General features: G+C 62.6%; 29 protein-coding genes and 1 pseudogene. 23 read left to right on the forward strand and 7 right to left on the reverse strand.

The annotated features are described in order from the left end of the window. Positions 1 to 116: 116 nt before the first annotated feature. Positions 117 to 1,127, forward strand: coding sequence for a LacI family DNA-binding transcriptional regulator (locus tag QD408_RS01210; protein WP_088684451.1), 1,011 nt, complete (start codon positions 117 to 119; stop codon positions 1,125 to 1,127). 28 nt (positions 1,128 to 1,155) lie between these two features. Here the strand turns inward: QD408_RS01210 and QD408_RS01215 are convergent, their stop codons facing one another. The 3 genes from QD408_RS01215 to rsmI form a co-directional block, all read right to left on the reverse strand. Continuing rightward, positions 1,156 to 1,659 carry a cupin domain-containing protein gene (locus tag QD408_RS01215; RefSeq protein ID WP_245313617.1) on the reverse strand — a complete coding sequence of 168 codons (504 nt, stop codon included), beginning with the start codon at positions 1,657 to 1,659 and terminating at the stop codon, positions 1,156 to 1,158. Between the two features lie 117 nt (positions 1,660 to 1,776). Then, positions 1,777 to 2,145 (reverse strand): YraN family protein, encoded by a 369-nt coding sequence (locus QD408_RS01220; protein ID WP_414138072.1) that lies wholly within the window; start codon positions 2,143 to 2,145, stop codon positions 1,777 to 1,779. Next, a complete protein-coding gene (gene rsmI, locus QD408_RS01225; RefSeq protein WP_414138073.1) occupies positions 2,135 to 3,052 on the reverse strand; it encodes a 16S rRNA (cytidine(1402)-2'-O)-methyltransferase in 918 nt (305 codons plus the stop codon). Before rsmI ends, QD408_RS01220 begins: the two co-directional genes overlap by 11 nt. Before the next feature lie 259 nt (positions 3,053 to 3,311). Here rsmI and dnaN point away from each other — a divergent pair, with 259 nt between their 5' ends. From dnaN to QD408_RS01275, 10 genes are all read left to right on the forward strand, one after another. Further along, a complete protein-coding gene (gene dnaN, locus QD408_RS01230) occupies positions 3,312 to 4,430 on the forward strand; it encodes a DNA polymerase III subunit beta (RefSeq protein ID WP_414138074.1) in 1,119 nt (372 codons plus the stop codon). Between the two features lie 56 nt (positions 4,431 to 4,486). Beyond that, a complete protein-coding gene (locus QD408_RS01235; RefSeq protein WP_414138075.1) occupies positions 4,487 to 5,392 on the forward strand; it encodes a DUF72 domain-containing protein in 906 nt (301 codons plus the stop codon). A 95-nt stretch (positions 5,393 to 5,487) separates the two neighbouring features. Continuing rightward, entirely contained in the window at positions 5,488 to 6,087 is a 600-nt protein-coding gene (pmtA, locus tag QD408_RS01240; RefSeq protein WP_414138076.1) for a phospholipid N-methyltransferase PmtA, read from the forward strand. A gap of 1 nt (position 6,088) precedes the next feature. Further along, positions 6,089 to 6,670 carry a histidine phosphatase family protein gene (locus QD408_RS01245; protein ID WP_414138077.1) on the forward strand — a complete coding sequence of 194 codons (582 nt, stop codon included), beginning with the start codon at positions 6,089 to 6,091 and terminating at the stop codon, positions 6,668 to 6,670. 6 nt (positions 6,671 to 6,676) lie between these two features. Continuing rightward, positions 6,677 to 7,384, forward strand: coding sequence for an orotidine-5'-phosphate decarboxylase (pyrF, locus tag QD408_RS01250; protein ID WP_088684444.1), 708 nt, complete (start codon positions 6,677 to 6,679; stop codon positions 7,382 to 7,384). Between the two features lie 23 nt (positions 7,385 to 7,407). Beyond that, positions 7,408 to 7,695 (forward strand): DUF1330 domain-containing protein, encoded by a 288-nt coding sequence (locus QD408_RS01255; RefSeq protein ID WP_088684443.1) that lies wholly within the window; start codon positions 7,408 to 7,410, stop codon positions 7,693 to 7,695. 110 nt (positions 7,696 to 7,805) lie between these two features. Then, positions 7,806 to 8,786 (forward strand): complex I NDUFA9 subunit family protein, encoded by a 981-nt coding sequence (locus QD408_RS01260; protein WP_414138078.1) that lies wholly within the window; start codon positions 7,806 to 7,808, stop codon positions 8,784 to 8,786. Between the two features lie 283 nt (positions 8,787 to 9,069). Next, a complete protein-coding gene (locus QD408_RS01265) occupies positions 9,070 to 9,222 on the forward strand; it encodes a hypothetical protein (RefSeq protein ID WP_088684441.1) in 153 nt (50 codons plus the stop codon). A 200-nt stretch (positions 9,223 to 9,422) separates the two neighbouring features. Further along, positions 9,423 to 9,668, forward strand: coding sequence for a type II toxin-antitoxin system VapB family antitoxin (locus QD408_RS01270; RefSeq protein ID WP_088684440.1), 246 nt, complete (start codon positions 9,423 to 9,425; stop codon positions 9,666 to 9,668). Continuing rightward, a complete protein-coding gene (locus QD408_RS01275; protein ID WP_088684439.1) occupies positions 9,665 to 10,060 on the forward strand; it encodes a type II toxin-antitoxin system VapC family toxin in 396 nt (131 codons plus the stop codon). Before QD408_RS01270 ends, QD408_RS01275 begins: the two co-directional genes overlap by 4 nt. Before the next feature lie 119 nt (positions 10,061 to 10,179). Here QD408_RS01275 and QD408_RS01280 read toward each other — a convergent pair whose 3' ends face one another. Then, entirely contained in the window at positions 10,180 to 10,977 is a 798-nt protein-coding gene (locus QD408_RS01280; RefSeq protein ID WP_088684438.1) for an undecaprenyl-diphosphate phosphatase, read from the reverse strand. Positions 10,978 to 11,237: 260 nt separating this feature from the next. On the opposite strand from QD408_RS01280, the gene QD408_RS01285 reads away from it, so the two are divergent. The 3 genes from QD408_RS01285 to QD408_RS01295 are packed head-to-tail and all read left to right on the forward strand — an operon-like array spanning position 11,238 to position 13,969. Further along, a complete protein-coding gene (locus QD408_RS01285) occupies positions 11,238 to 11,930 on the forward strand; it encodes a glutathione S-transferase family protein (RefSeq protein WP_088684437.1) in 693 nt (230 codons plus the stop codon). A gap of 12 nt (positions 11,931 to 11,942) precedes the next feature. Then, positions 11,943 to 13,100 (forward strand): tRNA epoxyqueuosine(34) reductase QueG, encoded by a 1,158-nt coding sequence (gene queG / locus QD408_RS01290; RefSeq protein ID WP_414138079.1) that lies wholly within the window; start codon positions 11,943 to 11,945, stop codon positions 13,098 to 13,100. Beyond that, entirely contained in the window at positions 13,100 to 13,969 is an 870-nt protein-coding gene (locus QD408_RS01295; RefSeq protein ID WP_414138080.1) for an SDR family oxidoreductase, read from the forward strand. The genes queG and QD408_RS01295 overlap by 1 nt, the downstream gene beginning before the upstream one ends. A 185-nt stretch (positions 13,970 to 14,154) precedes the next feature. On the opposite strand, the gene QD408_RS01300 is transcribed toward QD408_RS01295, so the two are convergent. Next, positions 14,155 to 14,535 carry a hypothetical protein gene (locus QD408_RS01300; RefSeq protein ID WP_414138239.1) on the reverse strand — a complete coding sequence of 127 codons (381 nt, stop codon included), beginning with the start codon at positions 14,533 to 14,535 and terminating at the stop codon, positions 14,155 to 14,157. On the opposite strand from QD408_RS01300, the gene QD408_RS01305 reads away from it, so the two are divergent. From QD408_RS01305 to QD408_RS01330, 6 genes are all read left to right on the forward strand, one after another. Continuing rightward, positions 14,417 to 14,740, forward strand: a complete 324-nt coding sequence (locus QD408_RS01305; protein ID WP_245313618.1) for a septal ring lytic transglycosylase RlpA family protein — start codon at positions 14,417 to 14,419, stop codon at positions 14,738 to 14,740. The two genes, QD408_RS01300 and QD408_RS01305, sit on opposite strands and share 119 nt — an antisense overlap. A gap of 143 nt (positions 14,741 to 14,883) precedes the next feature. Beyond that, the gene (locus QD408_RS01310; protein ID WP_414138081.1) at positions 14,884 to 16,173 is read left to right on the forward strand and encodes an RsmB/NOP family class I SAM-dependent RNA methyltransferase; all 1,290 of its coding nucleotides are present in this window, start codon (positions 14,884 to 14,886) and stop codon (positions 16,171 to 16,173) included. A 191-nt stretch (positions 16,174 to 16,364) separates the two neighbouring features. Next, complete coding sequence (locus tag QD408_RS01315; protein WP_414138082.1) at positions 16,365 to 17,642, forward strand: imelysin family protein; 1,278 nt, start codon at positions 16,365 to 16,367, stop codon at positions 17,640 to 17,642. Positions 17,643 to 17,688: 46 nt separating this feature from the next. Further along, positions 17,689 to 19,365, forward strand: a complete 1,677-nt coding sequence (locus QD408_RS01320) for a di-heme oxidoredictase family protein (RefSeq protein WP_414138083.1) — start codon at positions 17,689 to 17,691, stop codon at positions 19,363 to 19,365. Next, positions 19,365 to 20,465 carry an imelysin family protein gene (locus tag QD408_RS01325; RefSeq protein ID WP_088684431.1) on the forward strand — a complete coding sequence of 367 codons (1,101 nt, stop codon included), beginning with the start codon at positions 19,365 to 19,367 and terminating at the stop codon, positions 20,463 to 20,465. The genes QD408_RS01320 and QD408_RS01325 overlap by 1 nt, the downstream gene beginning before the upstream one ends. A gap of 4 nt (positions 20,466 to 20,469) precedes the next feature. Continuing rightward, positions 20,470 to 21,567 (forward strand): DUF1513 domain-containing protein, encoded by a 1,098-nt coding sequence (locus QD408_RS01330; protein WP_414138084.1) that lies wholly within the window; start codon positions 20,470 to 20,472, stop codon positions 21,565 to 21,567. Here the strand turns inward: QD408_RS01330 and QD408_RS01335 are convergent. Continuing rightward, positions 21,549 to 22,625 (reverse strand): DUF2252 family protein, encoded by a 1,077-nt coding sequence (locus QD408_RS01335; protein WP_414138085.1) that lies wholly within the window; start codon positions 22,623 to 22,625, stop codon positions 21,549 to 21,551. The genes QD408_RS01330 and QD408_RS01335 overlap by 19 nt on opposite strands. 238 nt (positions 22,626 to 22,863) lie before the next feature. On the opposite strand from QD408_RS01335, the gene QD408_RS01340 reads away from it, so the two are divergent. The 3 genes from QD408_RS01340 to guaA all read left to right on the forward strand — a co-directional run bounded on the left by QD408_RS01340 (position 22,864) and on the right by guaA (position 25,628). After that, complete coding sequence (locus QD408_RS01340) at positions 22,864 to 23,313, forward strand: PaaI family thioesterase (protein WP_088684428.1); 450 nt, start codon at positions 22,864 to 22,866, stop codon at positions 23,311 to 23,313. Then, positions 23,310 to 23,948: a 5'-methylthioadenosine/S-adenosylhomocysteine nucleosidase gene (locus QD408_RS01345; RefSeq protein ID WP_088684427.1), complete on the forward strand. Its 639-nt coding sequence runs from the start codon at positions 23,310 to 23,312 to the stop codon at positions 23,946 to 23,948. The genes QD408_RS01340 and QD408_RS01345 overlap by 4 nt, the downstream gene beginning before the upstream one ends. A gap of 117 nt (positions 23,949 to 24,065) precedes the next feature. After that, positions 24,066 to 25,628 carry a glutamine-hydrolyzing GMP synthase gene (gene guaA / locus QD408_RS01350; RefSeq protein ID WP_039617411.1) on the forward strand — a complete coding sequence of 521 codons (1,563 nt, stop codon included), beginning with the start codon at positions 24,066 to 24,068 and terminating at the stop codon, positions 25,626 to 25,628. Between the two features lie 6 nt (positions 25,629 to 25,634). Here the strand turns inward: guaA and QD408_RS01355 are convergent. Next, positions 25,635 to 25,814, reverse strand: a pseudogene (locus tag QD408_RS01355) (GyrI-like domain-containing protein); the annotation flags it as partial. Between the last annotated feature and the right edge of the window lie 90 nt (positions 25,815 to 25,904).

The raw sequence follows: 25,904 nt of genomic DNA on the forward strand, positions 1-25,904 counted from the left end.
TCGAGGGGTCGAATGAATGCGGACTTTGACCGGAGCCGCGAGAACGATTAGCTGGAAGCCGATCAGGCGCCCCGGGCGTCTTCCGAAGGCGCTATTGAAGGGCAAATGTTTCCGTTATGTCGAAAGTCGGGATTAGAGACGTTGCCAAGCTTGCGGGCGTTTCCACCGGGACGGTCTCGAGGGTTTTGAACGATCATCCCTCGGTCACGAAGGAATTGCGGGCGCGCGTCGACGGCATCATCAAAGAGCTCGGCTATATGCCCGATCCTTCCGCCAGAAGCATGCGCAGCAAGGTCAGCCGCCTCATCGGCATCGTCATTCCGGATCTGACCAATCCGTTCTTCTCCGAACTCGTCCAATCCGCGGAACAAGCGGCGGCAAATCACGGCTACAACATCATCGTCATGACGTCGTTTGATCACGCGGCCAAGGAGGCCGACCGTATCAGACAGCTGACGAGCCGGAAGGTGGACGGCATCATTCTCGTTCCCAGCAACGATTTCCATACGCTCAAGCTGCCAAAAGGATTGCCGATCGTCGTCGTCGACCGTCTCATGCCGGGATATTCCGGCATTGCCGCCGATCACCGCAACGGCGTTCGCCTCGGCGTCGAACATCTTCTGAAGCTCGGGCATCGCCGTATCGGCTTCATTTCGGGGCCCAAACACTCCGTTCCCGCCAACGATCGCCTCAGGGGCTATCTCGATGCGATGGAACAGACGGGCGGCGGCACGGAATTGGGGGCATCGCCGCTGATTGCCGAGGCGGCGTTCGACTATGAGAGCGGCCGTTCGGCGGGCAATTATCTTCTGGCGCGCGCGCGCAACGAGCGGCCGACGGCAATCTTTGCAAGCTCGGACCAGCAGGCGATCGGCTGCATGCGGGCGGCGCATGATTTGGGAATCCCGATCCCTGCCGCCCTTTCCGTCGTCGGCTTCGACGGCATCCCGCTCGCAAGCATGACGACGCCGCGGCTGACGACGGTGAAGCAGCCGATTCAGGAGGTGGCCGCGGCGGCGGTGGCCGTCCTCTTAAACAAGCGGACGGCACCCGAGCTCGACAAACCGATCCTGTTCGACTGCGAGTTTCTAAACGGCGAAACGACCGCCCCGCCGCAGCCCGATTAGCTGGGAATGAACGACACCGGCAGCGAATTCAGGCGGCGATGCCCTGGTTGCCGCCGTTGCGCAGCATGTTGCGGAGACGATAGGCGATCGCCAAGGGCTTCGGGAAAGGCTTGCGCAGGAAGGCGACCTTGCGGACATAGTTGTCGACCCGCCAGCTCGCCCAGGTTCCGCCTGCGAAAAAGGCGACGTCGCCGACGGCAAGGGTTCGCTCCGTGCCGTCCTCGGCGGTGATGTGGACCTCGCCTTCGAGGATCATCACGGTCTCGTCCCAACCGAAATACCAGCGGAATTCGCCCGCCGTGCAGTCCCAGATCGCCGTCAGAGACGCCTCGTCATGGCCGCGCGAATGTTCGGCCGTGCGGGCCTCGGGGTTGCCGCTGACGATCCAGTCCGGGTTGATCGGCGTCGGCTTCAGCGGCAGCATGTCGCTTGCATGCGCGATGAAAGATTTTCCGGCCGGCTTCAGCGCAACATAAGGCACAGAGCGCGCAGCCATGGCGGCCGCGCTTGCAAGCATCATCTTCCAGGCCACGTAACAACCCCCGATTTTTATCCCTACCAAGGCGGGGGATAGCAGAGAGTCGTAAGGAGCCCGTTCACGCCGGCATTAAAATTTTAAGGATCGGGAAAGCCGGTGGGTCGAAAGAGGTCAGAATGCGTCGGGAAAGTGCCGCGGCAGCCGGCCGGGCGTGATCGCCACGATATCGTAGCGTTGGGAAAGACGAGCATGATCGGTCTGGCGGGCAAGCCAGAGATCGCTTGCCGCCCGTATGCGCTTCTGCGAGGCGATGGAGACGGCGTCGACGGCCGCCGCCTCGCCATGGCGGGCCTTGACCTCGACGAAGACGGCGAGATTGCCCTTGCGGGCAACGATATCGATCTCGCCGAGCCTGGTGCGGTGGCGAAGCGCCAGGATGCGATATCCCTTCAGCATCAGGAAGACGGCCGCGACATATTCCGACATGCGGCCGCGCCGCAGCGCCTTCCTTCTGATGGCGGCGAGATCCTTATCGGCCATCGGCGCCCTTCATCTCCAGCAGGCGCTGGTAGAGCGCCTTGCGCGGCAGGCCGGTGAGCCGGGCCGCCTCGGTCGCAGCCCTTGCCGTCGGCATCGTTTTCGAGAGGTCGGCGAGCATGGCTTCGACATCGGCTTCAGGCGTTTCGGCCGGCTGCGGCGGGCCGACGACGAGGACGATCTCGCCCTTGACGTTTTCCACCTGCTGATAATGCGCGGCAAGCTCGGCCAGCGTGCCGCGGCGAAACTCCTCATAGGTCTTGGTCAGCTCGCGGCAGACGGAGGCGGGCCGGGCGGCCCCCAGCACATCGGCGGCGGCGAGAAGGGTCGCGCCGATGCGATGCGGCGATTCAAAGAAGATCAGCGTCGCCGGTGCGGTCGCAAGTTCACCGAGGCGGTCGCGGCGGGCCTTGTCCTTGACCGGCAGGAAACCGGCGAAAAGAAAGGCGTCATTCGGCAGGCCGGAACCGACAAGCGCTGCAAGCGGCGCCGACGCTCCGGGGATGGGAATGACGCGATAGCCCGCCGTGATCGCCTGCTGCGCCAGCCGATAGCCGGGATCGGAGACGAGCGGCGTGCCGGCATCGGAAACCAGCGCCACCGACCGGCCCGCCTCCAGCGCCTGCAGGAGCCGCGGCCCCGCTTCGTCGGCATTATGCTCGTGATAGGCGAAAGGGCGGTTCTGGATGCCGTAGCGATCGAGCAGGACACGGGTGACGCGCGTGTCCTCGCAGGCGAGCACATCGGCGCCGGCCAGCGTTTCCAACGCGCGCAGCGTGATGTCGCCGAGATTGCCGATGGGGGTCGCGACCAGATAAAGCGCCGGCTCCAGCGGCCGCGCCGGCACCGTTGCATTGTGCAGGCGGAAGCTTCGCCGGCCGGCGGTTTCCGCTGTCGTTTCCTCATTCATGCCATTTGCTTTCCGTCCCGCCGGCGCCCTGCCGGTTCATCGGCCTTTATGGGCGAGCGGCACTGCTTCGGCAAGGGTTCGGATTTCTGTGAGGATTGCTCCGGAAAACCGCAAATGCGGGCTTGGAGCCGTCCATGCCTCTTGCAAACCGATGCTGAAGTCTGCCATTTTGCCCGTCCACTCCCGGCCTAAAGTCGGGAAAGCATTCTTCGGGTGCTCGATGCGCCCGGACAGTCACGGTCGAAAGCGGTAGCATCCCATGCGTATTACTATTGAGCGGTCAAACCTGTTGAAATCGCTGAACCACGTCCATCGCGTGGTCGAACGTCGCAACACGATCCCGATCCTGTCCAACGTATTGCTCAAGGCCGACGGCCAGAACCTCGATATGAAGGCGACCGATCTCGATCTCGAAATCACCGAGGCGACGCCTGCCAGCGTCGAACAGCCCGGCGCCACCACCGTTCCCGCGCATCTTCTCTACGACATCGTGCGCAAGCTGCCCGACGGTTCGGAAGTGCTGCTTGCCACCAGCACTGACGGCGGCTCGATGACCGTGCAGTCCGGCCGTTCGAAATTCTCGCTGCAGTGCCTGCCGGAATCGGACTTCCCTGATCTGACCGCCGGCACCTTCACGCATTCCTTCAAGCTGAAGGCGACCGATCTGAAGATGCTGATCGACCGCACGCAGTTTGCGATCTCGACCGAAGAGACGCGTTATTATCTCAACGGCATCTTCTTCCACACGATCGAGAGCAAGGGCGACCTGAAGCTCAGGGCGGTCGCGACCGACGGCCACCGCCTGGCGCGCGCCGATGTCGACGCGCCCTCCGGCTCCGAGGGCATGCCCGGCATCATCATTCCGCGCAAGACCGTGGGAGAGCTGCAGAAACTGGTCGACAATCCCGAGGCCGTCGTGACCGTCGAAGTGTCCGATGCCAAGATCCGCATGACGATCGGCTCGATCGTGCTGACCTCGAAACTGATCGACGGCACCTTCCCGGATTATCAGCGCGTCATCCCGACGGGCAACGACAAGGAAATGCGCGTCGACTGCACGACCTTCGCCCAGGCCGTCGACCGCGTTTCCACAATCTCTTCCGAGCGCGGCCGCGCCGTGAAGCTCGCGCTTTCCGAAGGGCAGCTGATGCTGACCGTCAACAATCCGGATTCCGGCAGCGCGACTGAAGAAGTCGTCGTCGGCTACGATACGGATTCGATGGAAATCGGCTTCAACGCCAAATACCTGCTCGACATCACCGCGCAGCTTTCCGGCGAGGAAGCGATCTTCCTGCTGGCCGATGCCGGCTCGCCGACACTGATCCGCGACACGGCCGGCGACGATGCGCTCTACGTGCTGATGCCGATGCGCGTCTGACGGGAACGAAGGCGCCCGTTTCCGGTTTTCCTCCAGTCAAACCGGAGGATGCCAGGATGAAGAAGACGGGAGCGGTGCGCATCGGCATTTCAGGCTGGACCTATGCGCCCTGGCGCGGCCAATTCTATCCGAAAGGCCTGCCGCAGAAGCAGGAGCTTGCCTACGCCGCCCGGCACTTCCGTTCGATCGAGATCAACGGCACCTTCTACGGATTGCAGAAGCCCGAAAGCTTCGGCCGCTGGCGGGACGAAACGCCTGACGACTTCGTCTTTGCGGTCAAGGGGCCGCGCTTCATCACCCATATGCGGCGGCTGAGGGAGATCGAGGCGCCGCTTGCCAACTTCTTCGCTTCCGGGCTGCTGCGGCTCGGCCCCAAGCTTGGGCCGATCCTCTGGCAATTCCCGCCGAACATGGCCTTCGATCCCGATCGTTTCGAAAGTTTCCTGTCGCTGCTGCCGCATGACCACGATGCGGCGACAGCTCTTGCCAGACGGCATGATGAGCGGCTCAAACATGCCTGGCTCGAAAGCGACGGACATCAGCCGATCCGCCATGCGCTCGAAATCCGCAACGACAGCTTCCGCTCAGCCGCCTTCATCGAGATATTGAGGCGACATAACGCCGCCTTGGTCTGCGCCGACACGGTGCAATGGCCGCTGTTGATGGACATCACCGCCGACTTCATCTATTGCCGGCTGCATGGTTCCGAACAGCTTTACATCAGCGGCTACGAGGATGAGGCACTCGACCTATGGGCCGAACGCATCCGCGCCTGGGCGAAGGGCAGAGAACCCGACAACGCGACGCGGGTGCTGGAGCCGCTGCCGGCGCGAGCCAAGGGCCGAGACGTCTATCTTTATTTCGATAACACCGACAAAAAGCTGCGCGCGCCCGTCGACGCCGATCATCTCAGCGACAGGCTTGCGGATCTCATGCCTCGATCCGAGCGGAAGGCGGCATGAGCTGTTGATGCCGGTGTCTTCGTTGCGAAAATTCTTGTCCCGACAGCGACAAAGAGCATATTAAGACAGTCGATCAACATGCGGATGGGTGGAGAATGCGCTTAAGGGTCAAGGTGAGGGAACATCTCGGGAAGAAATTCGATGAAGAAATCCGCTTCTTCCGGGGCATGATGCAGGGGCCGAAGACGGTAGGCTCTATCGTGCCGACCTCCTCGATCACCGCCAAACGCATGGCAAGCGTCATCAACCTCAATTCCGGCCTGCCGGTGCTCGAACTCGGACCGGGCACGGGCGCTATCACCAAAGCCATTCTCGGACGCGGCGTGAAGCCGGACAATCTGGTCGCGATTGAATATTCGACGGATTTCCACCAGCATCTGCTGCGCACCTATCCGGGCGTGCACTTCATCAACGGCGATGCCTTCGATCTCAAGACCACGCTCGGCGCCTTCGGCGACCAGACGTTCGATTGCGTCATCTCTTGCATTCCGCTTCTGAACTTCCCGATGGCGATGCGCGTCTCGCTGCTCGAAAGCCTGCTCGACCGGCTGCCGGCCGGCCGGCCGGTGGTGCAGATATCCTACGGCGCGATTTCGCCGATCGCCGCCAATCCCGACCGCTACCACATTCAGCATTTCGACTTCGTGGTGCGCAACATTCCACCGGCGCAGCTCTGGATCTACCGGCGCGGCTGAGATGTTCGGGATCTATATCACCCATCCGCAGGTCAAGATCGACGCAAACGTGCCCGTGCCGAAATGGGGGCTTTCCGATGTCGGCGCGGCGCGCGCCCGCAAAGCCGCCGAGAGCGGCTGGGCCGGACAGTTGCGGCGCATCGTCTCCAGCGACGAGACGAAGGCGATCGAAACAGCCGAAATTCTGGCGAAAGCATCCGGCATCAGCATCGAGATCGTTCACGGCATGCACGAGAACGACCGCTCGGCCACCGGCTTCCTGCCGCCGCCGCAATTCGAGGAAGCCGCCGACTGGTTCTTTGCCCATCCCAAGGAAAGCTTCAAAGGCTGGGAGCGTGCCATCGACGCGCAGGCCCGCATCGTCGGGGCTGTCAATGCCGTTCTTGCCATGCATGATGCGACAGCACCCATCGCCTTCGTCGGCCATGGCGGTGTCGGCACGCTGCTCAAATGCCATCTGTCGGGCCGGCCGATCGGCCGCGACCGCGACCAGCCGGCCGGTGGCGGTAATCTCTATGCTTTCGGCCTTGCGGATCGCCGCTTATCATGCGACTGGACGCCCATCGAAGACTGGCGGGAGTGACTTGAAATGGACGCACGCGAGCGGCTGATCGTCGGCCTGGATGTTCCAACGATCGGCGAGGCGGAACGACTGGTTTCCACGCTCGGCGACGACGTTCTCTTCTACAAGATCGGCTACCAGCTCGTTTTTGCCGGCGGCCTGGAATTCGCCCGCGACCTTGCCGCCAGCGGGAAGAAGATCTTTCTCGACATGAAGCTACTCGACATCGACAACACGGTCGCGTCCGGCGTCGAGAACATCGCCAAGATGGGCATGTCGATGCTGACGCTGCACGCCTATCCCAAAGCCATGAAGGCGGCGGTCGAGGCGGCTGCCGGCTCCGGCCTCTGCCTGCTCGGCGTGACCGTGCTCACCTCGATGGATGCCGACGATCTTGCCGACGCCGGCTACAATCAGGATCCGCACAGCCTGGTGCTGCGCCGCGCCGGCCAGGCGCGCGCGGCCGGGATGGGCGGCATCGTCTGTTCGGCGGCGGAAGCAGCCGAAGTAAGCGATATCGTCGGACCCGACATGGCGATCGTCACCCCAGGCATCCGCCCGACCGGCAGCGACAAGGGCGACCAGAAGCGGGTGATGACGCCTTTCGACGCACTGAAGGCGGGAGCCACGCATCTCGTCGTTGCCCGGCCGATCGTCAAGGCGCCCGATCCGAGGGAGGCCGCCCGCGCCGTCCTCAATGAGATGGTCAGCGCCCTCTGGCCGGCAAACCGCTAATTCAATCGCAAAGGGAGAAGACCATGGCCAAGGGATACTGGATTGCCCGCGTCGACGTTCGCGATGCCGAGCGCTACAAGGATTACGTGGCGGCGGCGAAGCTCGCCTTCGAAAAATACGGCGCGAATTTCCTGGCGCGCGGCGGCGCGATCACCGAGCTCGAGGGCAAGGCCCGCGCCCGCAACGTCGTGATCGAATTTCCCTCGATGCAGCATGCGGTCGACTGCTACAATTCACCCGAATACCAGATCGCCGCGAAAATCCGCCAGGAAGCGGCGGACGCGGAAATGGTCGTCGTCGAGGGCATCTGAACCACTTCGCACCTGCAAAACTGACGGCGCGATGGGCCTTCCCGTCACGCCGGGATTCGGCTAAGACGGGGGCCGATAAAGCACCCCAAAAGCCTTTCGAGGAGCCTGCCATGACCCTTGCCAACCTGCCGCCGCTCGTCACCGTGTTCGGAGGGTCCGGCTTCGTGGGCAGGCACGTGGTTCGCGCGCTCGCCAAGCGCGGATATCGCATCCGCGTCGCCGTGCGCCGTCCCGATCTCGCCGGCTTCCTGCAGCCGCTTGGCAATGTCGGCCAGATTTCCTTCGTTCAGGCGAACCTGCGCTACCGCAGCTCGATCGACCGCGCCGTCGACGGTGCGAGCCACGTCGTCAACTGCGTCGGCATCCTGCATGAGACCGGCCGCAACACCTTCGACGCGGTGCAGGAATTCGGCGGTCGCGCGGTTGCCGAAGCGGCGCGTGGCGCCGGCGCCACGCTCACCCATATTTCGGCGCTCGGCGCCAATGCGAATTCCGATTCCGATTATGGCCGCACCAAGGGCCGCGCGGAAGCGGCCATCCTCTCCGTCAAGCCCGATGCGGTGATCTTCCGCCCGTCGATCGTCTTCGGACCGGAGGACAGCTTCTTCAACAAGTTTGCCAACATGGCGCGCATGTCGCCGGTCCTGCCGCTGGTCGGCGGCGGCAAGACGAAATTCCAGCCCGTTTACGTCGAGGATATCGCCGAGGCCGTTGCCCGCGCGGTCGACGGCAAGGTGGCCGGCGGCAGGATCTATGAACTCGGCGGGCCTGAGGTGCTGAGCTTCCGCGAATGTCTCGAGATGATGCTGAAGGTGACGAGCCGCAAGAACCCGCTCGTCTCCCTGCCCTTCGGCATCGCGTCGCTGATCGGCAGCATCGCCTCGCTGGTCCCGTTCATAACGCCGCCGATCACGCCGGACCAGGTGCGCCTGCTCAAGCACGACAACATCGTCTCCAAGGAAGCCGAGGCCGAAGGCCGCACGCTGAAGGGGCTCGGCATCACGCCCACCATGCCGGCATCGGTGCTTGCCTCCTATCTCGTGCAGTACCGGCCGCACGGCCAGTATACGGATTCCGGCAAGGCCGCCTGATCATCTTTCCCGAAGAATTGACAGCGTCGTCCGCGGATACCGCGGGCGGCGTTTTGCCGTCGTCCCGTCACGCAGCGCCTGCGCAAGTTTGGAATGTTTCCCTGCGGCCATATTGAGCGGCGTTGCATAAAAGACGCATCGGAAAATTTGTGGAATTAACGCCAAATTTAGCAGGAACGTTTATTGCTATTTGTCATTCCACTGACTACCAAACCCGCGCGTCCTCGAACGGACTCAACGCCTGCGAAAAGCGTGCGGCAATCACTGTGAAAGGCATTTCTCGATGGGCAAGTCAATCGCGCTCCTGTTTGCGTGTGCGGCGCTGGTTATCCTTGCAGGCTCCTTCGTTGCGCCCGGTTCGGTCGCGGCGTTGAAGGGCGACTGCTCGCCGGCTTACGGCGTCGATCCTTGCTCGACGGCTTCGATCATCCATTGACGAAAAGCCGGTCTTGAGACCGGCATTTATCAAAGACATTAGTCAACCCGAGCGCCTGATTGAGACGCTTGAAATGCAAGTGCCGTCCGGCCAGCATCAAAAACGGCGCGGACGTGCGCCGCTTAGGTCATTGCAAAACCATCTCTTGTATTACACTTTCAAAATAGCTGTGCTCGATTGGCTTTTGAGAGGTTGAAAAGATGTTGCAGGTGCCACAAGAGACCGAACGCCTCGCACGGCTCGTCGCCGATCGCACGGGGCGAAGCGCCGAAGACGTCGTTCGCGTCGCGATCGAGCGTGAAGCCATCACCTTCGGAGTGCTCGACAAGCCGAAGCACCGGATGACCGCCGAGGAGATGCTCGCCTTCGGAGAGAGGATTGCCGCCATGCCCGTGCTCGATCCTCGCAGCCCGCAAGAAATCATGGACGATTTGAACGCAATATGATCGTCATCGACACGTCTGCGCTGATCGCCATCTTCGAGAAAGAAGCCGACGCGGCGACTTATGCAGGCGCGATCGCCAACGCCGAGCGATTGGTCATGTCGGCGCTGAATGTCTATGAAACCGCTGTGGTCCTCCGCTCTCGCCGCGGCGAGGCGGCGGTTAATCAGTTCTGGATCTATCTGGACGAAGCGCAGGTAGAGATCGCTGCATTCGATCGAGAGCAGGCGCGATTGGCGGCCATAGCTTTCGGACAATTCGGCAGGGGAATTCATTCGAAAGCCAAACTCAATCTTGCCGATTGTGCCGCCTACGCGCTGGCGAAGAGCCTATCTCTGCCCCTCCTCTTCAAAGGCAACGACTTTGCCCATACGGATATCGAACCATGGCGTTGATCGTGCGGACCTAGATCCATGATCAAAAGGCGCACGTAGCTTCGCAGGATCGTTATCCCCGATAGGGCACCTTGCATTCGCGCCCGGGAGTTGCGCGAATGCAATGCGAGACCGATATCTCAGGGAATCAGGCCGCCGGCAGCCAAGCCGAGCAGCAGGACGCCGAGAATGATCCGGTAAATTGCGAAGAGCGTGAACCGGTTGCTCCTGATATAGGCAAGCAGCCATTTGACGGCGATGAAAGCAACGACCGTGGAGGCGACGAAGGCTATGCCGAGCGCCGTCCAGTCTTCGCCTGCCGCTCCGCCGTCCTTGAAGGCCTTCAGCAACTCATAACCGCTCGCGGCATACATCGTGGGAATGCCGACGAGGAAAGCGAATTCGGTCGCGGCAGCGCGATTGCCCGTGCCCGCCAGCATGGCGACGAAAATCGTGGCGCCGGAGCGCGACGTTCCCGGAAAGATGCCGGCGACGATCTGGGCGATGCCGACCAGAATGGCGACGAGCCAGGTGATCTCCTTGTGAGGCGGCCTGCGCGCCGCGGCCCATTCGGCGAAGATCATCCAGATACCGCCGATGATGAGCGCCCAGGCGATCGGCGTGGCGGTCTCGGGAAGCTCATAGCCGAGCCTCTTGACGACAAGGCCCAGGATCGCGGTGATGAGAAAGGCGACGATCAGCTTGGCGGCATAATCGCGGTTTGCCGGCTCTCGCCAGCCGAGCACCAGATCCACCAGACGACGCCAATAGATGATGGTCACGGCGAGGATGGCGCCTGCCTGGATGACGATATTGAACATGTCCGACCGGTGACCCAGCCATTGCTCCGCAATGATGAGGTGGCCGGTGCTCGAGATCGGCAGAAACTCGGTAATCCCCTCGACGATACCGAGGATAATAGCATTGATATAGTCCATAAATTGTCTCCGGTTTAAAGGTCGTTCGGACCGAGCATCTCCGGCTGGAAATGCTCCAGGCTGCGCTTGAGCCGATCAGGCGCGGCCTCTATCCTCGTGCACAAGAAGCGTGTTTTATCCCCTCTCAGATGGCGTGAGATCCGATTCGCTTGTATTGCCCCGGCCAAGCTCCTATAGCTTCAACCAATGAGTCATGACTAGGGCGCTATAAATGAGCTGCCGCACAGTCCTGTAACAGCAATCATAAAGCACGAGTATCGATGCCCACGCTTTATCACCATCCCATGTCATCCGCATCTCGCTTCGTCCGGCTGATCCTGGCGGAATACGGCTATCAGGCGGATCTGATCGAAGAGCAGACCTGGGAGAAGCGCCGGGATTTCCTGGCGCTCAATCCCGCCGGCACACTGCCGGTCTATGTCGACGACAGCATGCGCGCGCTTTGCGGCGCGACCGTCATTTCCGAATATCTGGACGAGACGCACGGCGTCCTGAAGCGCGACCGGCGGCTGCTCGCCGAGGACCCTTTCCAGCGGGCAGAAATCCGCCGGCTGAGCGAGTGGTTCATGCAGAAGATGGAAAACGACGTGACGAAGCCGCTCGCCCGCGAGCGCGTCTACAAGTTGCAGATGACGGCCGACCAGGGCGGCGGAGCGCCGGATTCGAAGATTCTGCGCACGGCCCGCGCGAATATCCGCCAGCATATGCGCTATCTCACCTGGCTCGCCGGCTCACGCCAGTGGCTGGCTGGCGAGCGGATGAGCTATGCCGATCTTGCCGCCGCCGCCTCGATTTCGATCCTCGATTATCTCGGTGAGATCGATTGGGCGGATGCGCCTGTCGTCAAGGAATGGTATCAGAGGCTGAAATCGCGCCCCTCCTTCCGGCCGATGCTGACGGAGCGCGTGCGCGGCCTGACCCCCGTTTCGCATTATGCGGATCTGGATTTCTGACGAGGGCTCTTCATGCCCGAAGCTGACAACCACGACAAAGATCGGCGGCGCCGCGACAATTTGACCGACTTCGTCAGGGCGGAATCCGCCGCCAAGGGCTTCGATCTCTGCCGTATCACGCGCCCGGATGCCATCCCCGAAGCAAAAGAGCGTCTCGGCCAGTTCATCGATGCCGGGCGTCACGGGACGATGGACTGGATGGCGGAGACGCGCGACCGGCGCGGCGACCCCCGCACGCTCTGGAGCGAGGTGCGATCCGTCGTCGTCTTCGGCCTCAACTACGGGCCGGAGGAAGATCCGCGCGGCATCCTCGGCAAGCCTGATAAGGCGGCGATTTCAGTCTATGCCCGCAATCGCGATTATCATGACGTCATCAAGGGCCGGCTGAAGGAGATCGCCACGCGCTTTGCGGCACGGGCGGGCGCCGATGTGAAGGTCTTCGTCGATACCGCGCCCGTCATGGAAAAACCGCTGGCGGCGGCGGCCGGCCTCGGCTGGCAGGGCAAACACACCAATCTCGTCAGCCGCACGCACGGCTCCTGGCTGTTTCTCGGCTCGATGTTCACCACCGCCGACCTTGCCGTCGACGCGCCGGAGATCGATCATTGCGGTTCCTGCCGCGCCTGTCTCGACGCCTGCCCGACCGCCGCCTTTCCGGCGCCTTACCAGATCGACGCGCGGCGCTGCATCTCCTATCTCAGCATCGAGCACAGGGGACCGATCGATCCCGACCTGCGGGTGCTCTTCGGCAACCGCATCTATGGCTGCGACGACTGTCTTGCCGCCTGTCCCTGGAACAAGTTCGCAAGTGCCGCCTCCGAAATGAAGCTGAAGGCGAGAGAAGATCTGCAGGAACCGTCGATCGCCTTTCTGCTGACGCTCGACGATCCGGCTTTCCGCGCCTTCTTCAGCGGCTCGCCGGTGAAGCGGATCGGCCGCGACCGCTTCATCCGCAACGTGCTGATCGCCGCCGGCAATTCCAGCGAGAAGACACTGATCCCACAATGTCGCATGCTCGCGGACGATGCCTCGCCGGTGGTGCGAGGGATGGCGGTTTGGGCGCTTTCGCGGCTGATGGAGGCTGGCGAATTCTCGGCCTTTGCCGCACAAAGGGCCGGCGAGAGAGATGACGACGTACTGAACGAATGGCGGCTGGCAGGAGTGGGCTGATGCATGTGATGATCTTTGGCTGCGGTTTTTCCGGCACGGCAATCGCCGAGGCTTTCGCCGGCGATGGCGTGCGCGTGTCGGGCACGACCCGCTCGGCAGAGAAGACGGAAGCGCTCCGCCGCGCCGGTATCGAAGCATTCCTGTTCGATGGCGAGACCATGGAAGAGGGTCTCGTCCAGGCTTTGGCCGATGTCACCCATCTCGTGCAGTCGATTGCGCCTGGAAAGGCCGATCCTCTGCTGCGGCTGCTCGGCGAAGACGGCGCAGGCCTGCTGCCGAGGCTCGAATGGATCGGATACCTCTCCACCGTCGGCGTCTATGGCGATCACAAGGGGGCCTGGATCAACGAGGAAACGCCCTGCGTGCCCGTTTCCGGACGCTCGAAGGAGCGGCTGGAGGCGGAAGAGGGCTGGCTGGCAATGGGCGTGAAGTGCGGCGTGCCGGCGGCCGTGCTGCGCCTCTCCGGCATTTACGGGCCGGGCCGCAATGCCTTCTGCAATCTGGAAAAGGGCACGGCGCGGCGCCTGATCAAGAAGGACCAGGTTTTCAACCGCATCCGTGTCGAGGATATCGGCGCGGCGACCCGTTATCTCTCGGACCATGGCCTCGGCGGCATCTATAATGTCACCGACGATCGGCCGGGCCCGCCGCAGGACGTGATCGTCGAGGCGGCGCGCCTGATGGGCGTCGAGCCGCCGCCGGAACAGGCTTTCGAAACCGCCGAACTGACGCCGATGGCCCGCTCTTTCTATGGTGAGAACAAACGGGTTTCGAATGCGAAATTGAAGGCCGCCGGCTTCGAATTTTCCTTCCCCACCTACCCGATGTCGCTTGCGCAATTGTGGCAGGACGGACGCTGGCGCGGTTAGATCAGGGCCGCCGCTTGCGGCCGGGGTTATCACCCAAAATGAGTAGGAAATTCCTACTTTCTGCATTTATCAGAACAATTCTCGCCGCAAAACATGGTTAACGGCCTCTGAATTTGCCCAAATGTGGCAGCAAATATGGCAGACGCAGAAAAAATATTTCGTGATTTTTGTGAAGGCCCTGAAGTTTAAAACTTCCTCGGAAAAATCATTTGAATTTTAGCTGATTTCATTGCGTTTTTTCCACACCCTGCCACACGTGGCAAATTCTCATATTTTATCAATGGCCTCACAAATATTACACTATGTAACATTCCGTGATCGTTCACGGCACTTTTTCGCCATTTTTCGACGGATTTAAGCCCCGCCGCCTGCAAGGGCGTGAGTTCAATAGTTGAGGGATACTCCGTTTTGAAGAAAATCTGCCGTTCTATTGTCGCTGCCGCGACTATTGCAGCCTGTTCTTCCTTGCTTCCGGCGGAAGGTTTTGCTGCAAATGGTTGCGGTGGTGCTTCATGGTACGCACTTCGCTCCAAAACTGCTTCCGGAGAACGTATGAACCCTGCCATCTTGACTGCCGCGCACCGCTCGCTCGCATTCGGCACCAAGGTGAAGGTCACCAACCGCAACAATGGCCGCACCGTCGTCGTTCGCATCAACGATCGCGGTCCGTTCATCCGGGGACGCGTGCTCGACCTGTCGCGGGCCGCCGCGCAGAATATCGGCATGGTGAGCTCGGGCACTGCGAAGGTCTGCTACCAGGTCGTCAGCTGAGGCTGAAGGCTGCGCCGCCAGCGGCGCTTGCTCTTGCCGCCAATCGCGGTTACCACGCGGTTGAGACTTGTGCACAATCCGCCCCGCGCCCATCAAGTCTGCGCGCGGATCGTTCACACGCCACGGCAACAGGAGACATGTGAATGCGTTTGGGCGGCCGCCTCGAAGGGGCGATTTCTGTGCTCGCGGACATCGATGCCCGCAAGCGACCCGTCGCCGACGCGCTGAAGGACTGGGGCCTTGCGCATCGCTTCGCCGGCTCCGGCGACCGCGCCGCAATCGGCAATATCGTCTACGACGCCCTGCGCATGCGGCTTTCCCATGCCTGGCTCATGGATGACGACAGTGCCTCGGCCATTGCCTACGCCGTCATGTTCCGCCAGTGGGGTTTTACACCTGACAGCCTCGCCGCCGAACTGGCCGACGACAAGTTTGCGCCGCCGCCGCTTCCGGCCGATGCCGCCGCCGCTTTCGCAAGCCGCTCGCTCGACGATGCGCCGCCGCATATCCGCGGCGATATTCCAGAATGGGTTCAATCCTCCTTCGAACAGGCCTTTGCCGCCAATTGGCTCGCCGAGGCACAGGCGCTTGCCGCCCGCCCGACGCTCGACCTGCGCGCCAACATCCTGAAAGCCTCCCGCGACAAGGCCGTCAAGGCGCTCGAAAGAGCCGGCGCGCATGCGGCGAAGATCGCCCGCTACGGCATCCGGATTGCCGCAGGCGAAGGCGCCTCGCGTCTTCCCAACGTGACAGCCGAGCTTTCGTTCCAGAAAGGCTGGTTCGAAGTTCAGGACGAGGGATCGCAGATCGTCGCCGATCTGGTGCTGGCGCGCGACGGCGAACAGATCCTCGATTACTGCGCCGGCGGCGGCGGCAAGACCCTCGCCATGGCGGCCGCCATGCAGAACAAAGGTCAGGTTCATGCCTACGACGCCGACCGCAAGCGGCTGGCGCCGATCATCGAGCGGCTGAAGCGCGCGGGCACTCGCAATGTCCAGGTGCATGACGACGTCAAAGGGCTTTCCGGCCTTGCCGGCCGCTGCGACAAGGTGCTCGTCGATGCACCCTGCACCGGCACCGGCACGTGGCGGCGGCGGCCCGATACCAAATGGCGGCTGACCGCAAAGAACCTCGACGAACGCACTGCCCAGCAGGAGGATGCGCTGGCGCAGGCAAGCGGCTTCGTCAAACCGGGCGGCGAACTGATCTACGTCACCTGCTCGGTGCTGCCTCGGGAAAACGAGGAGCAGGTGCGCCGTTTCACAGCCGACAACCCCGGCTTCCAGATCGTCAGCGCCCTGCCCGCCTGGGATGGACTGTTCGGCAAGGATGCCCCGCGCCCGCGCTCTTCCGACGGCCTGACGGTGACGCTGACGCCCGCTTCCACGGATACCGACGGCTTCTTCTTCTGCCGCATGCAGCGGAAGGGATGACGGGGTTCGGCGATGCCGGAACCGTCCACGCAATTGCCGCTGATTTTCCGGGCTGACGCCTTTCAAACGGGCGGTTTGGAAGCACCTCCGCATCCTTAAAATCATTCCAAACTAGAGCATTTGACACCAGTTTGCTTTTGCGCGAAGAGACGGAGCCCCATTAGACGGAATATCCGTCACAGGAGAGGATCATGAAGCTTAACCGCAAATTCCGCGCAGCCGTGCTGGCGATTGCCCCCGCAGCCCTGCTCGCCCTTCCCGCGCAGGCCGAGATCGATGCTGCCGCCGTGGTGAAACACTATGCCGACGTGGCGCACGCCAAATACGAGGATTCGCTGACGACGGCAAAGGCGCTCGACGCCGCCATCGATGCCTTCCTCAAGGCGCCGACCGACGAGACGCTCAAGGCCGCCAGGGATGCCTGGATCAAGGCGCGCGTTCCTTACCAGCAGACGGAAGTCTACCGCTTCGGCAATCCGATTGTCGACGACTGGGAAGGCAAGGTCAATGCATGGCCTCTCGACGAAGGCCTGATCGACTATGTCGATGCCTCCTACGGCAGCGAGAGCGACGAAAACTCGCTCTACGTGGCGAATGTCATCGCCAACAAGACGATCAAGATCGATGGCAAGGATATCGACGCCTCCAAGCTGACGCCGGAATTCCTCTCCGGCACGCTGCAGGAAGCCGGCGGCATCGAAGCCAACGTCGCGACCGGCTATCACGCCATCGAATTCCTGCTCTGGGGCCAGGATCTGAACGGCACCGGTCCCGGCGCCGGCAACCGCCCCGCGACGGATTACGACCTCAAGAACTGCACGCACGGCAATTGCGACCGCCGCGCCGAATATCTGAAGTCCGCCTCCACCCTGCTCGTTTCCGACCTGCAGGAAATGACCGACAACTGGAAGCCGGACGGGGCTGCGACCAAGAACGTCGAAACCGACCCGAAGGCCGGTCTCGTCGCCATTCTGACGGGCATGGGTTCACTCTCCTATGGCGAGCTTGCCGGCGAGCGCATGAAGCTCGGCCTGCTGCTGCATGATCCGGAGGAGGAGCATGATTGCTTCTCCGACAATACCTACAACTCGCATCTCAACGACGCGATCGGCATCGCCGCCGCCTATACCGGCAACTACACCCGCGTCGACGGCACCAAGCTCAGCGGCCCGTCGCTGCACGATCTCGTTGCCGCCAAGGACAAGGCGCTCGATGCCGAGACGGAAGGCAAGCTCAACAAGACGCTCGATGCCATGAACGCCATGGCCAAGCGCGGCGAGACGGTCGAGAAGTACGATCAGATGATCGCCGAAGGCAACAAGGAAGGCAACGCCGTCGTCCAGGCCGCCATCGACGGACTGATCGACCAGACGAAATCGGTCCAGCGCGTTATTGCCGCACTCGATCTCGGCACGGTTCAGCTTGAAGGTTCCGACAGCTTGGATAATCCTAACGCCGTCTTCAAATAAGCAAAAGGCGGGCCGCTTCGAAAGCCGAGGCGGCCCGGACTCTGAAATGCCGTTTCCTACTTCCCTCATTCCTGTGCTTGGCACAGGAATCCAGCCACGGCGCGTCGGCGCCGTGAATGACTCGGTCAAAGGGGAGTCTTCCGCGCCCAAAGATTTGGGCGCACTGGATTCCTGTGACAAGCACAGGAATTGTCTCGCAAAACTTCATCTATCTATCCGCATCGCGGTCTTTGCCGCCCTCGCAGGCGCACCCGCAGCCATCGCCGCCGGGTTCGATCTGCCGACGAAACGCACGGACCTCACCGAATCCGATCTCAACCGCGTCGCCGACGTCACGCGGCCGACTAAGGATTTTTCCAAGGCCGAACAATACGAAGCGATGCAGGCGGGTGCCGCGACCTCGGTCGATCCCGTCACCGAGGACAGTTTCTCGCATATTTCGGCCAACATTCCCTTCGAGGAAGAGCAGAATTTCAAGCTCGGCAATGCGCTTTTCCGCAAGCTCTGGGTTTCCGCTCCCTCCTCGACGCAGGCCTCCGATGGTCTCGGGCCGCTCTTCAACGCCCGCTCCTGCATGAGCTGCCATGTCAATGACGGCCGGGGCAAACCGCCGGAGGGCGGCCCGAGCTCTACTTCGATGTTCCTGCGGCTTTCGCGCGCGGCCAGAACGCCGGAAGAGGAGAAAGCGATCGCGAATGCCGACGTCGTCAACTTTCCCGACCCGGTCTATGGCCATCAATTGCAGGATCTTGCCGTTCCCGGCCTTGCCGCCGAAGGCAGTATGGCGATCCGCTATGACGAAGAGCCGGTCACCCTCGGCGATGGTGAAACGATATCGCTTCGCCGGCCGCACTATGCGGCGGTGAACCTCGCCTACGGGCCGCTTGATGCGGCGACGACCATTTCGGCGCGCATGGCGCCGGCGATGATCGGCCTCGGACTGATCGGAGCCATCCCGGAAGCCGATATCCTGGCTCACGCCGACCCCGATGATGCAGACGGCGACGGCATTTCGGGCAAGGCGGCGATCGTACGCGACCATCGCAACGGCAAGATCGCGCTCGGCCGTTTCGGCTGGAAGGCACAGAACGCCACGGTGCGCGATCAGAGCGCGGATGCCTTCGCCAACGATATCGGCATCTCGACGCCCGATCAGCCGGATGCGCATGGCGACTGCACCAAGCCGGAAGAAAAGTGCCTTGCTATGCCGACCGGCGTCCAGAAACGGCTGGGCGCAGAAGAAGCGCCCGGGCCCATTCTCGACCTCGTGACCTTCTATTCGGAAAACCTGGCCGTTCCGGCGCGACGCAAGGCAAGCTTTCCCGAGACGCTGCGGGGCAAGCGGATCTTTTACGAAACCGGCTGTATTTTCTGCCATGTGCCGAAATTCGTCACCCGCCGGGATACGCCTGACAAGGCGCAGTCCTTCCAGCTGATCTGGCCTTATTCCGATTTTCTCCTGCACGACATGGGCGACGGCCTAGCCGACGGGCAACAGGTCGGCCTTGCAAGCGGACGTGAATGGCGCACGCCACCGCTATGGGGTATAGGACTGACCCGGACTGTCAGCGGACACAGCTTTTTCCTGCATGACGGCCGTGCGCGGGATGTCACCGAGGCGATCCTCTGGCATGGCGGCGAAGCTGAAAAAGCCCGCAACGCTTTCTCCTCCCTGTCGAAAGACGACAGGGAGGCCCTGATTACATTCCTGGAGTCACTTTGATGCGCCTTTGGCACCCCCTGCTCTGCCTCACTCTGATCGGCTTCGCCACATCGGCCGCCGCCCAGACCGCCGCTCCTCCGGCAGGGCTGAACGAGGATGCCGTTCCCGCCGTCATGCAGCGCGCCGTCGACGAAGTGATCCGTCCCGGCTATCGCAACATGCAGCAATCGGCCGCCCGGCTGACGACGGCGATGAAGGACCTTTGCGACGGCGGCACGCAGCAGACGCTCGACAAAGCGAAATCCGCCTTCGATGATACGATCCGCTACTGGTCGATCATCGAGATCGTCCAGACCGGCCCCGTCATCCAGGACAATCTCTTCGAACACATCCTGTTCTATCCCGACCGCAAGGGCGTCGGCCTCAAGCAGGTGCAGGCGCTGATCGCCAAGGCCGATCCGAAGGATGCGACGGTCGATGCGATCGCCGGCAAGAGTGTCGCGCTCCAGGGCCTGACGGCGCTGGAATATGTGCTTTACGGCAACGGCTCCGACGATCTCGTCAAGCAGAAGGGCGGCTTCCGCTGCCTTTACGGCGCGGCGATCGCCGGCAATATCCAGCGCGAGGCCGGCGAAGTCGTCGCCGCCTGGGAAAAGCCCGACGGGGTGCAGGCGAGCTGGAAACATCCCGGCCCGCAGAGCGACGATTTCATGGACAACAAGGAAGCCGTCACCGCCCTGCTCGGCATTCTCGTCCATGGCGCGGAGAATGTCCGCGACCAGCGGCTGGAGCAGTTCTACAAGGGCAAGGACACCGCGCCGCGCCCGCGCATGGCGATCTATTGGCGGTCGAAAAACACCTGGAAGTCGATGGCCGCCAATCTGGAGGGCCTGCGCACGCTCTGGCAGAAGGCCGGCATGGCCGAGCTCCTGCCGCCGGACAAGCAGGCGGTCGCCGCATCGATCGACGAGAATTTCAAATCGCTGCTCGAGAACGTTCCGAAGCTCAATCCCGATATCGAAGTCGCAACCAGCGATGCCGAGAAGGCCAAGCTCGACACGCTGCTGGCCGAGAGCCGTAATTTGATCACCAAGATCAGCGACGATTACGGTGCGGCCGTTGGGCTTTCGGCCGGCTTTTCCTTTTCCGACGGAGACTGATGCGATGTGGAGAAGTGCCGCGATCGACCGACGCAGCTTCGTCAAGGCGGCAGGAATGGGCTTTCTTGCAGCCTTGGCGCCCAAGTCGCTGATGGCTCTCGAACGGGCCGATGCGGTCTATGCCTCGGGCATTCGCGCAGCCGACGGCTCCTTTGCCGTCGCGACCGTGACGGAGGGCGGCGAGATCATCGACCAAGTGGCGCTTCCGGCGCGGGCTCACGGCATGGCCTTCAGTGCGGCCACCGGCAAGACCGTCGCCTTCGCGCGCCGGCCCGGCACCTATGCGATGATCTTCGACCCTCGGAATAAGGGCGAGCCGATCGTCATCAGCTCCAGGGAAGACCGGCATTTCTACGGTCACGGCGCCTTCTCTCCCGACGGCCGCCTGCTTTACGCCAGCGAGAACGACTTCGACGGCAATCGCGGCATGATCGGGCTCTACGACGCCACCGACCGCTTCACCCGCATCGGCGAATTCGAGACTTACGGTATCGGCCCGCACGACATGACGGTTTCCGATGACGGGCGCCTTCTCATCGTCGCCAATGGCGGCATCGAAACCCATCCGGATTTCGGCCGCACCAAGCTCAATCTCGGGGCGATGCAGCCGTCTCTCGTCCTGATCGATGCGGCGACCGGTGCGCTGGTCGAAAAACACATGCTGCCGGCGGAATGGTCGGCGCTCTCCACCCGCCATGTCGACCTCGGCGGCGATGGCCGCATCTGGTTCGCGTGCCAGTATGAAGGCCACCGCAACGATCTGCCGCCGCTTGTCGGCCATTTCGCCAAGGGCGAGGACCTCTCCTTCATCGACCTGCCGGAAGAGACGACGCGCAGGCTTGCCAACTACGTCGGCGCGATCGCCGTCAATCGCAGCGAAGGCCTCGTCGGCGTCACCTCGCCGAAAGGCGGCGCCTCGGTGACGATCGATGCCAGGACGGGCAAGGTACTGGCCGTGACCATCGTTCCGGATGCCGCCGGCATTGCGCCGGCAAGAGAGGGCTTTGCCGTCTCCTCCTATGACGGCGATTTCCGGTCGACCCGCAGCGACGTCGCCTGGGATCAGCACATCGTCCGGATCTCTCAACGCCTGCGTTCATAAGCCTTCTGCTCGGCGCTGATCGCTGTCGCCGCGGCCCTTGCCGCCTCATGCAGCCATTCGCTTCCGCGCCCCCGCAGATCGTCCAGGATCGCCGCAGCCGCCGCCGGATCATCGGAATGGCAGTTGGCGATCTCGAAGCCCATCAGCTCGAGCATCGTCGGTGCAAGGAGGATTTCCGGGTGCTTGTCGATTTCGATCTTGCGGCTGTTCGGCGAGAGCCGGCGCAGGAGAATACGCCCGGAGACTTGATAGTGGGGATCGGCCGAGCGCATCCGGCCGCCGGCGATCTTGCCCGCATGGATCGTCCCATCCCGCGGCCCATGGCAAAGCGACCAAGCCGACGGCACCAGCGCCTTCGCCTCGCGCAGCACGGGCCCGCCCTGCCATTCGGCATAGGCGACGAAGCGCGGCCGGCCGAGGCTTCCGGTGCCGGCGCTCCGCGGCTTCGCCACGAAGGGACCTGATCCGGGCGGCAGCGCACCGGTGAGCGCCTTGACATAGGCTGGAGGCGCCGGCTTCTTGCCGGGACGCAGCACCTCATATTTCTCCCAGAATTCCCGGCGTTCCGAATTCGGCAGCATCAACGCCTTCCGCAACCATTTATAGTCGCGCTCGAGGATGACGGGCAGCGGATTTTCAATGCCCCTGCGATAACCACTCAGGATCAGTTCGCCGATCCTGCGGACGGACGGGCCGTTGTCGCCGCGCGCCAGGATGGCGCTTGCCGCCAGACGAACGAGATCCAGCGCATAGGGCATCACCGCCGCATCGTCGAAATCATTGAGGCCCCAGACGAGCCGGCCCTCGACATCGCGCCAGGTGCCGAAATTTTCCAGATGCGTATCGCCGACCGCGAGCACCTGGGGCGCGCTCGCAAGCTTCGGGCAGATATCGAGGATAGTTTCGCACCAGCGCCAATAGGTGGCGCGCAGGAAGACGAACTCGTTGCTGCGCATCTTCTTGTGCTTCTCGCGCAGATCCTTCTTGACGAGATCGTCGCCGAGTTCGCCGGCCAGCCAGTCCTCGAAATTCCGGACCGATTGCGATATCGTCGTCATGCCGCTGGCGCTCCATCATCGGGATCGGCTGCGAGAATACGCGTTCCGCGCGAAGCTGCAATCGCATTGCACGAAGCCGATCGGCCGACGATGCAGGCTTGCGCAACGGCGGCACGGCGAAAGGTGGCCCCGGCGACACGCCCTGACGTTTCCATCGCCGCCGAGATCGATTTCGGCGATGTCCAGCTTGTCGAATCCGGCGTGTCATGCCACTTTCGCGGCTTCGAGAGGGGTAGCCATGAGCGAGACTGACAGGGGCGATTTCCGCGCGCGAATCCGCCGTAATTTTGCGCGCCAGGCGGCGATGCAGACGATCGGCGCGGAATTGACGCGCGTCGAGCACGGCGTCGTCGAGATCGAGCTTCCCTTCGACGTCAAACTGACACAGCAGCACGGCATCCTGCATGCCGGCATCATTTCCGCAGCACTCGATTCGGCCTGCGGCTTTGCGGCCTACAGCCTCATCGACCCGGAAGCCTCGATCCTGACGATCGAGTTCAAGGTCAATCTCATGTCGCCGGGGCGGGGCGATCGCTTCCTGTTTCGCGGGGAAATCACCAAGCCCGGCTCGACCATCATCGTCGCCGACGGACGAGGCTACGCGATCGGCGACGGGCCGGCGAAGCTCATCGCCTCCATGACCGGAACGATGATGGTCATTCGCGGTAGAGAGGGAATTACCGGATGAAGTTCGAACTGAAGTCGGTCGCGGGAAAATCCATCCTTTTCGTGATGGCGGCGGAAGCCGAATACGGCCCCTTCCTGCGTTCGCGCATCGAACCCTTGATGACCGGCGTCGGCCCGGTGGAAGCGGCGGTCGCGCTGACCAGAGCCCTGGCGCGGCTCGATGCCGCAGACGATCTGCCCGATCTCGTCGTCTCGCTCGGCTCAGCCGGCTCGGCCAAGCTCGAACAGACCGAAATCTATCAGGTGACTTCGGTTTCCTATCGCGACATGGACGCCTCGCCGCTCGGCTTCGAAAAAGGCCAGACGCCCTTCCTGGACCTGCCCGTGACGCTGGAGCTGCCGCTGCGCATTCCCGGCATTCCGGAAGCCAGCCTTTCCACAGGCGGCAACGTCATTTCGGGTGCCGCCTATAGCGGCATCGACGCCGACATGGTCGACATGGAAACCTATGCGGTGCTGCGCGCCTGCCAAGGCTACAAGCTGCCGCTGATCGGGCTCCGCGGCATTTCCGACGGCGTCGTCGAGTTGCAGCACATTTCGGGCTGGACCGAATATCTGCACATCGTCGACCGCAAGCTCTCCTACGGCGTCGACAGCCTGTTCACGGCGCTGGAAGACGGCGTGTTCTGGTTCTGAGCCTGACGGCGCCGATGCGCGTCTTAAAAGACGTGCGGGGACAATCGGAACAATAAAAAGCCGATGCCGCCGATTTCCCGGATTGCAAGGCGAAGCGCTTTTCTTTAAAGCCTCGCCATGACCCAGACAGCACATCCCGACTCCGTTCTCATCGTCGATTTCGGCAGCCAGGTGACCCAGCTCATCGCGCGGCGCGTGCGCGAGGCCGGCGTCTATTGCGAGATCGTTCCCTTCCAATCGGCCGAAGAAGGCTTCAAACGCCTGCAGCCGAAAGCCGTGATCCTCTCCGGCAGCCCGGCTTCCACAGTCGATGAAGGGTCGCCGCGGGCGCCCCAGATCATCTTCGACAGCGGCCTGCCGGTCTTCGGCATCTGCTACGGCCAGCAGACGATGTGCATGCAGCTCGGCGGCAAGGTCGAGAGCGGCCATCACCGCGAATTCGGCCGCGCCTTCCTCGATGTCGACAAGGATTGCCAGCTGTTCGAGGGCCTCTGGTCCTCCGGCTCGCGCCATCAGGTCTGGATGAGCCATGGCGACCGCGTCACGGCGCTGCCTGATGGGTTCGAGGTGGTCGCCACCTCCTCCAACGCGCCCTACGCCTTCATCGCCGACGAGAAGCGCAAATATTACGGCGTGCAGTTCCACCCCGAGGTCGTGCATACGCCAGACGGCGCCAAGCTGATCGGCAACTTCATTCACAACATCGCCGGCATCAAGGGCGACTGGTCGATGTCGGCCTATCGCCAGAAGGCGGTCGACGAGATCCGCAAGCAGGTGGGCGACAAGCGCGTCATCTGCGCGCTTTCGGGCGGCGTCGACAGCTCCGTCGCCGCTCTGCTGATCCACGAGGCCGTCGGCGACCAGTTGACCTGCATCCTCGTCGACCACGGGCTGATGCGCAAGGACGAGGCGGCCAACGTCGTCGCCATGTTCCGCGAGCACTACAATCTGCATCTGCTGCACGTCGATGCCTCCGACCGCTTCATCGGCGAACTCGAAGGCGTTTCCGACCCGGAAACCAAGCGCAAGATCATCGGCCGGCTCTTCATCGAAACTTTCGAGGAAGAGGCGAAGAAACTCGGCGGCGCCGATTTCCTCGGCCAGGGTACGCTCTATCCCGACGTGATCGAGAGCGTTTCCTTCACCGGCGGCCCGTCGGTGACGATCAAATCGCACCACAATGTCGGCGGCCTGCCGGAGCGCATGAAGATGCAGCTCGTCGAGCCGCTGCGCGAACTCTTCAAGGATGAGGTGCGCGCGCTCGGCCGCGAACTCGGCCTGCCCGACAGCTTCATCGGCCGCCATCCCTTCCCGGGTCCGGGCCTCGCCATCCGCTGCCCCGGCGGCATCACCCGCGAAAAGCTCGAGATCCTGCGCGAAGCCGATGCGATCTATCTCGACGAAATCCGCAAGGCCGGCCTCTACGACGCCATCTGGCAGGCTTTCGCCGTGCTGCTTCCCGTCCAGACCGTCGGCGTCATGGGCGACGGACGCACTTACGAATTCGTCTGTGCGCTCCGCGCCGTCACGTCGGTCGACGGCATGACCGCGGATTTCTACCACTACGACATGGAATTCCTCGGCCGCGCTGCCACGCGCATCATCAACGAGGTGCGCGGCATCAACCGCGTGGTCTACGACGTCACGTCGAAGCCCCCGGGCACGATCGAGTGGGAGTGAGGGCCGCTATTTCAGCGGCAGAAACAGCTCCGCCACTGCCTCATGCTCCGGTACTTCCGGGAAGAAACTGAGGCGCCGGCAATAAATCAGGAAGCCGCGTGCTTCCTCGCCGCTTACTGGAAGCCAGTCGCGATAAAGATAGAGCGCAGCCGGCTCCAGATTGTCGGTGGTGCCGACGACGCTCAGCGCTCGACCAATCTTGATGTGTGCACGGGCCGGCGGGAAACGTCCAACGACCGCACCGCCAGGTGCTGACGGCTCACCATGTCATATGGG

Origin of the sequence: Rhizobium sp. BR 249, from assembly GCF_047445895.1 — a bacterium.
Classification (GTDB): Bacteria; Pseudomonadota; Alphaproteobacteria; order Rhizobiales; family Rhizobiaceae; genus Rhizobium.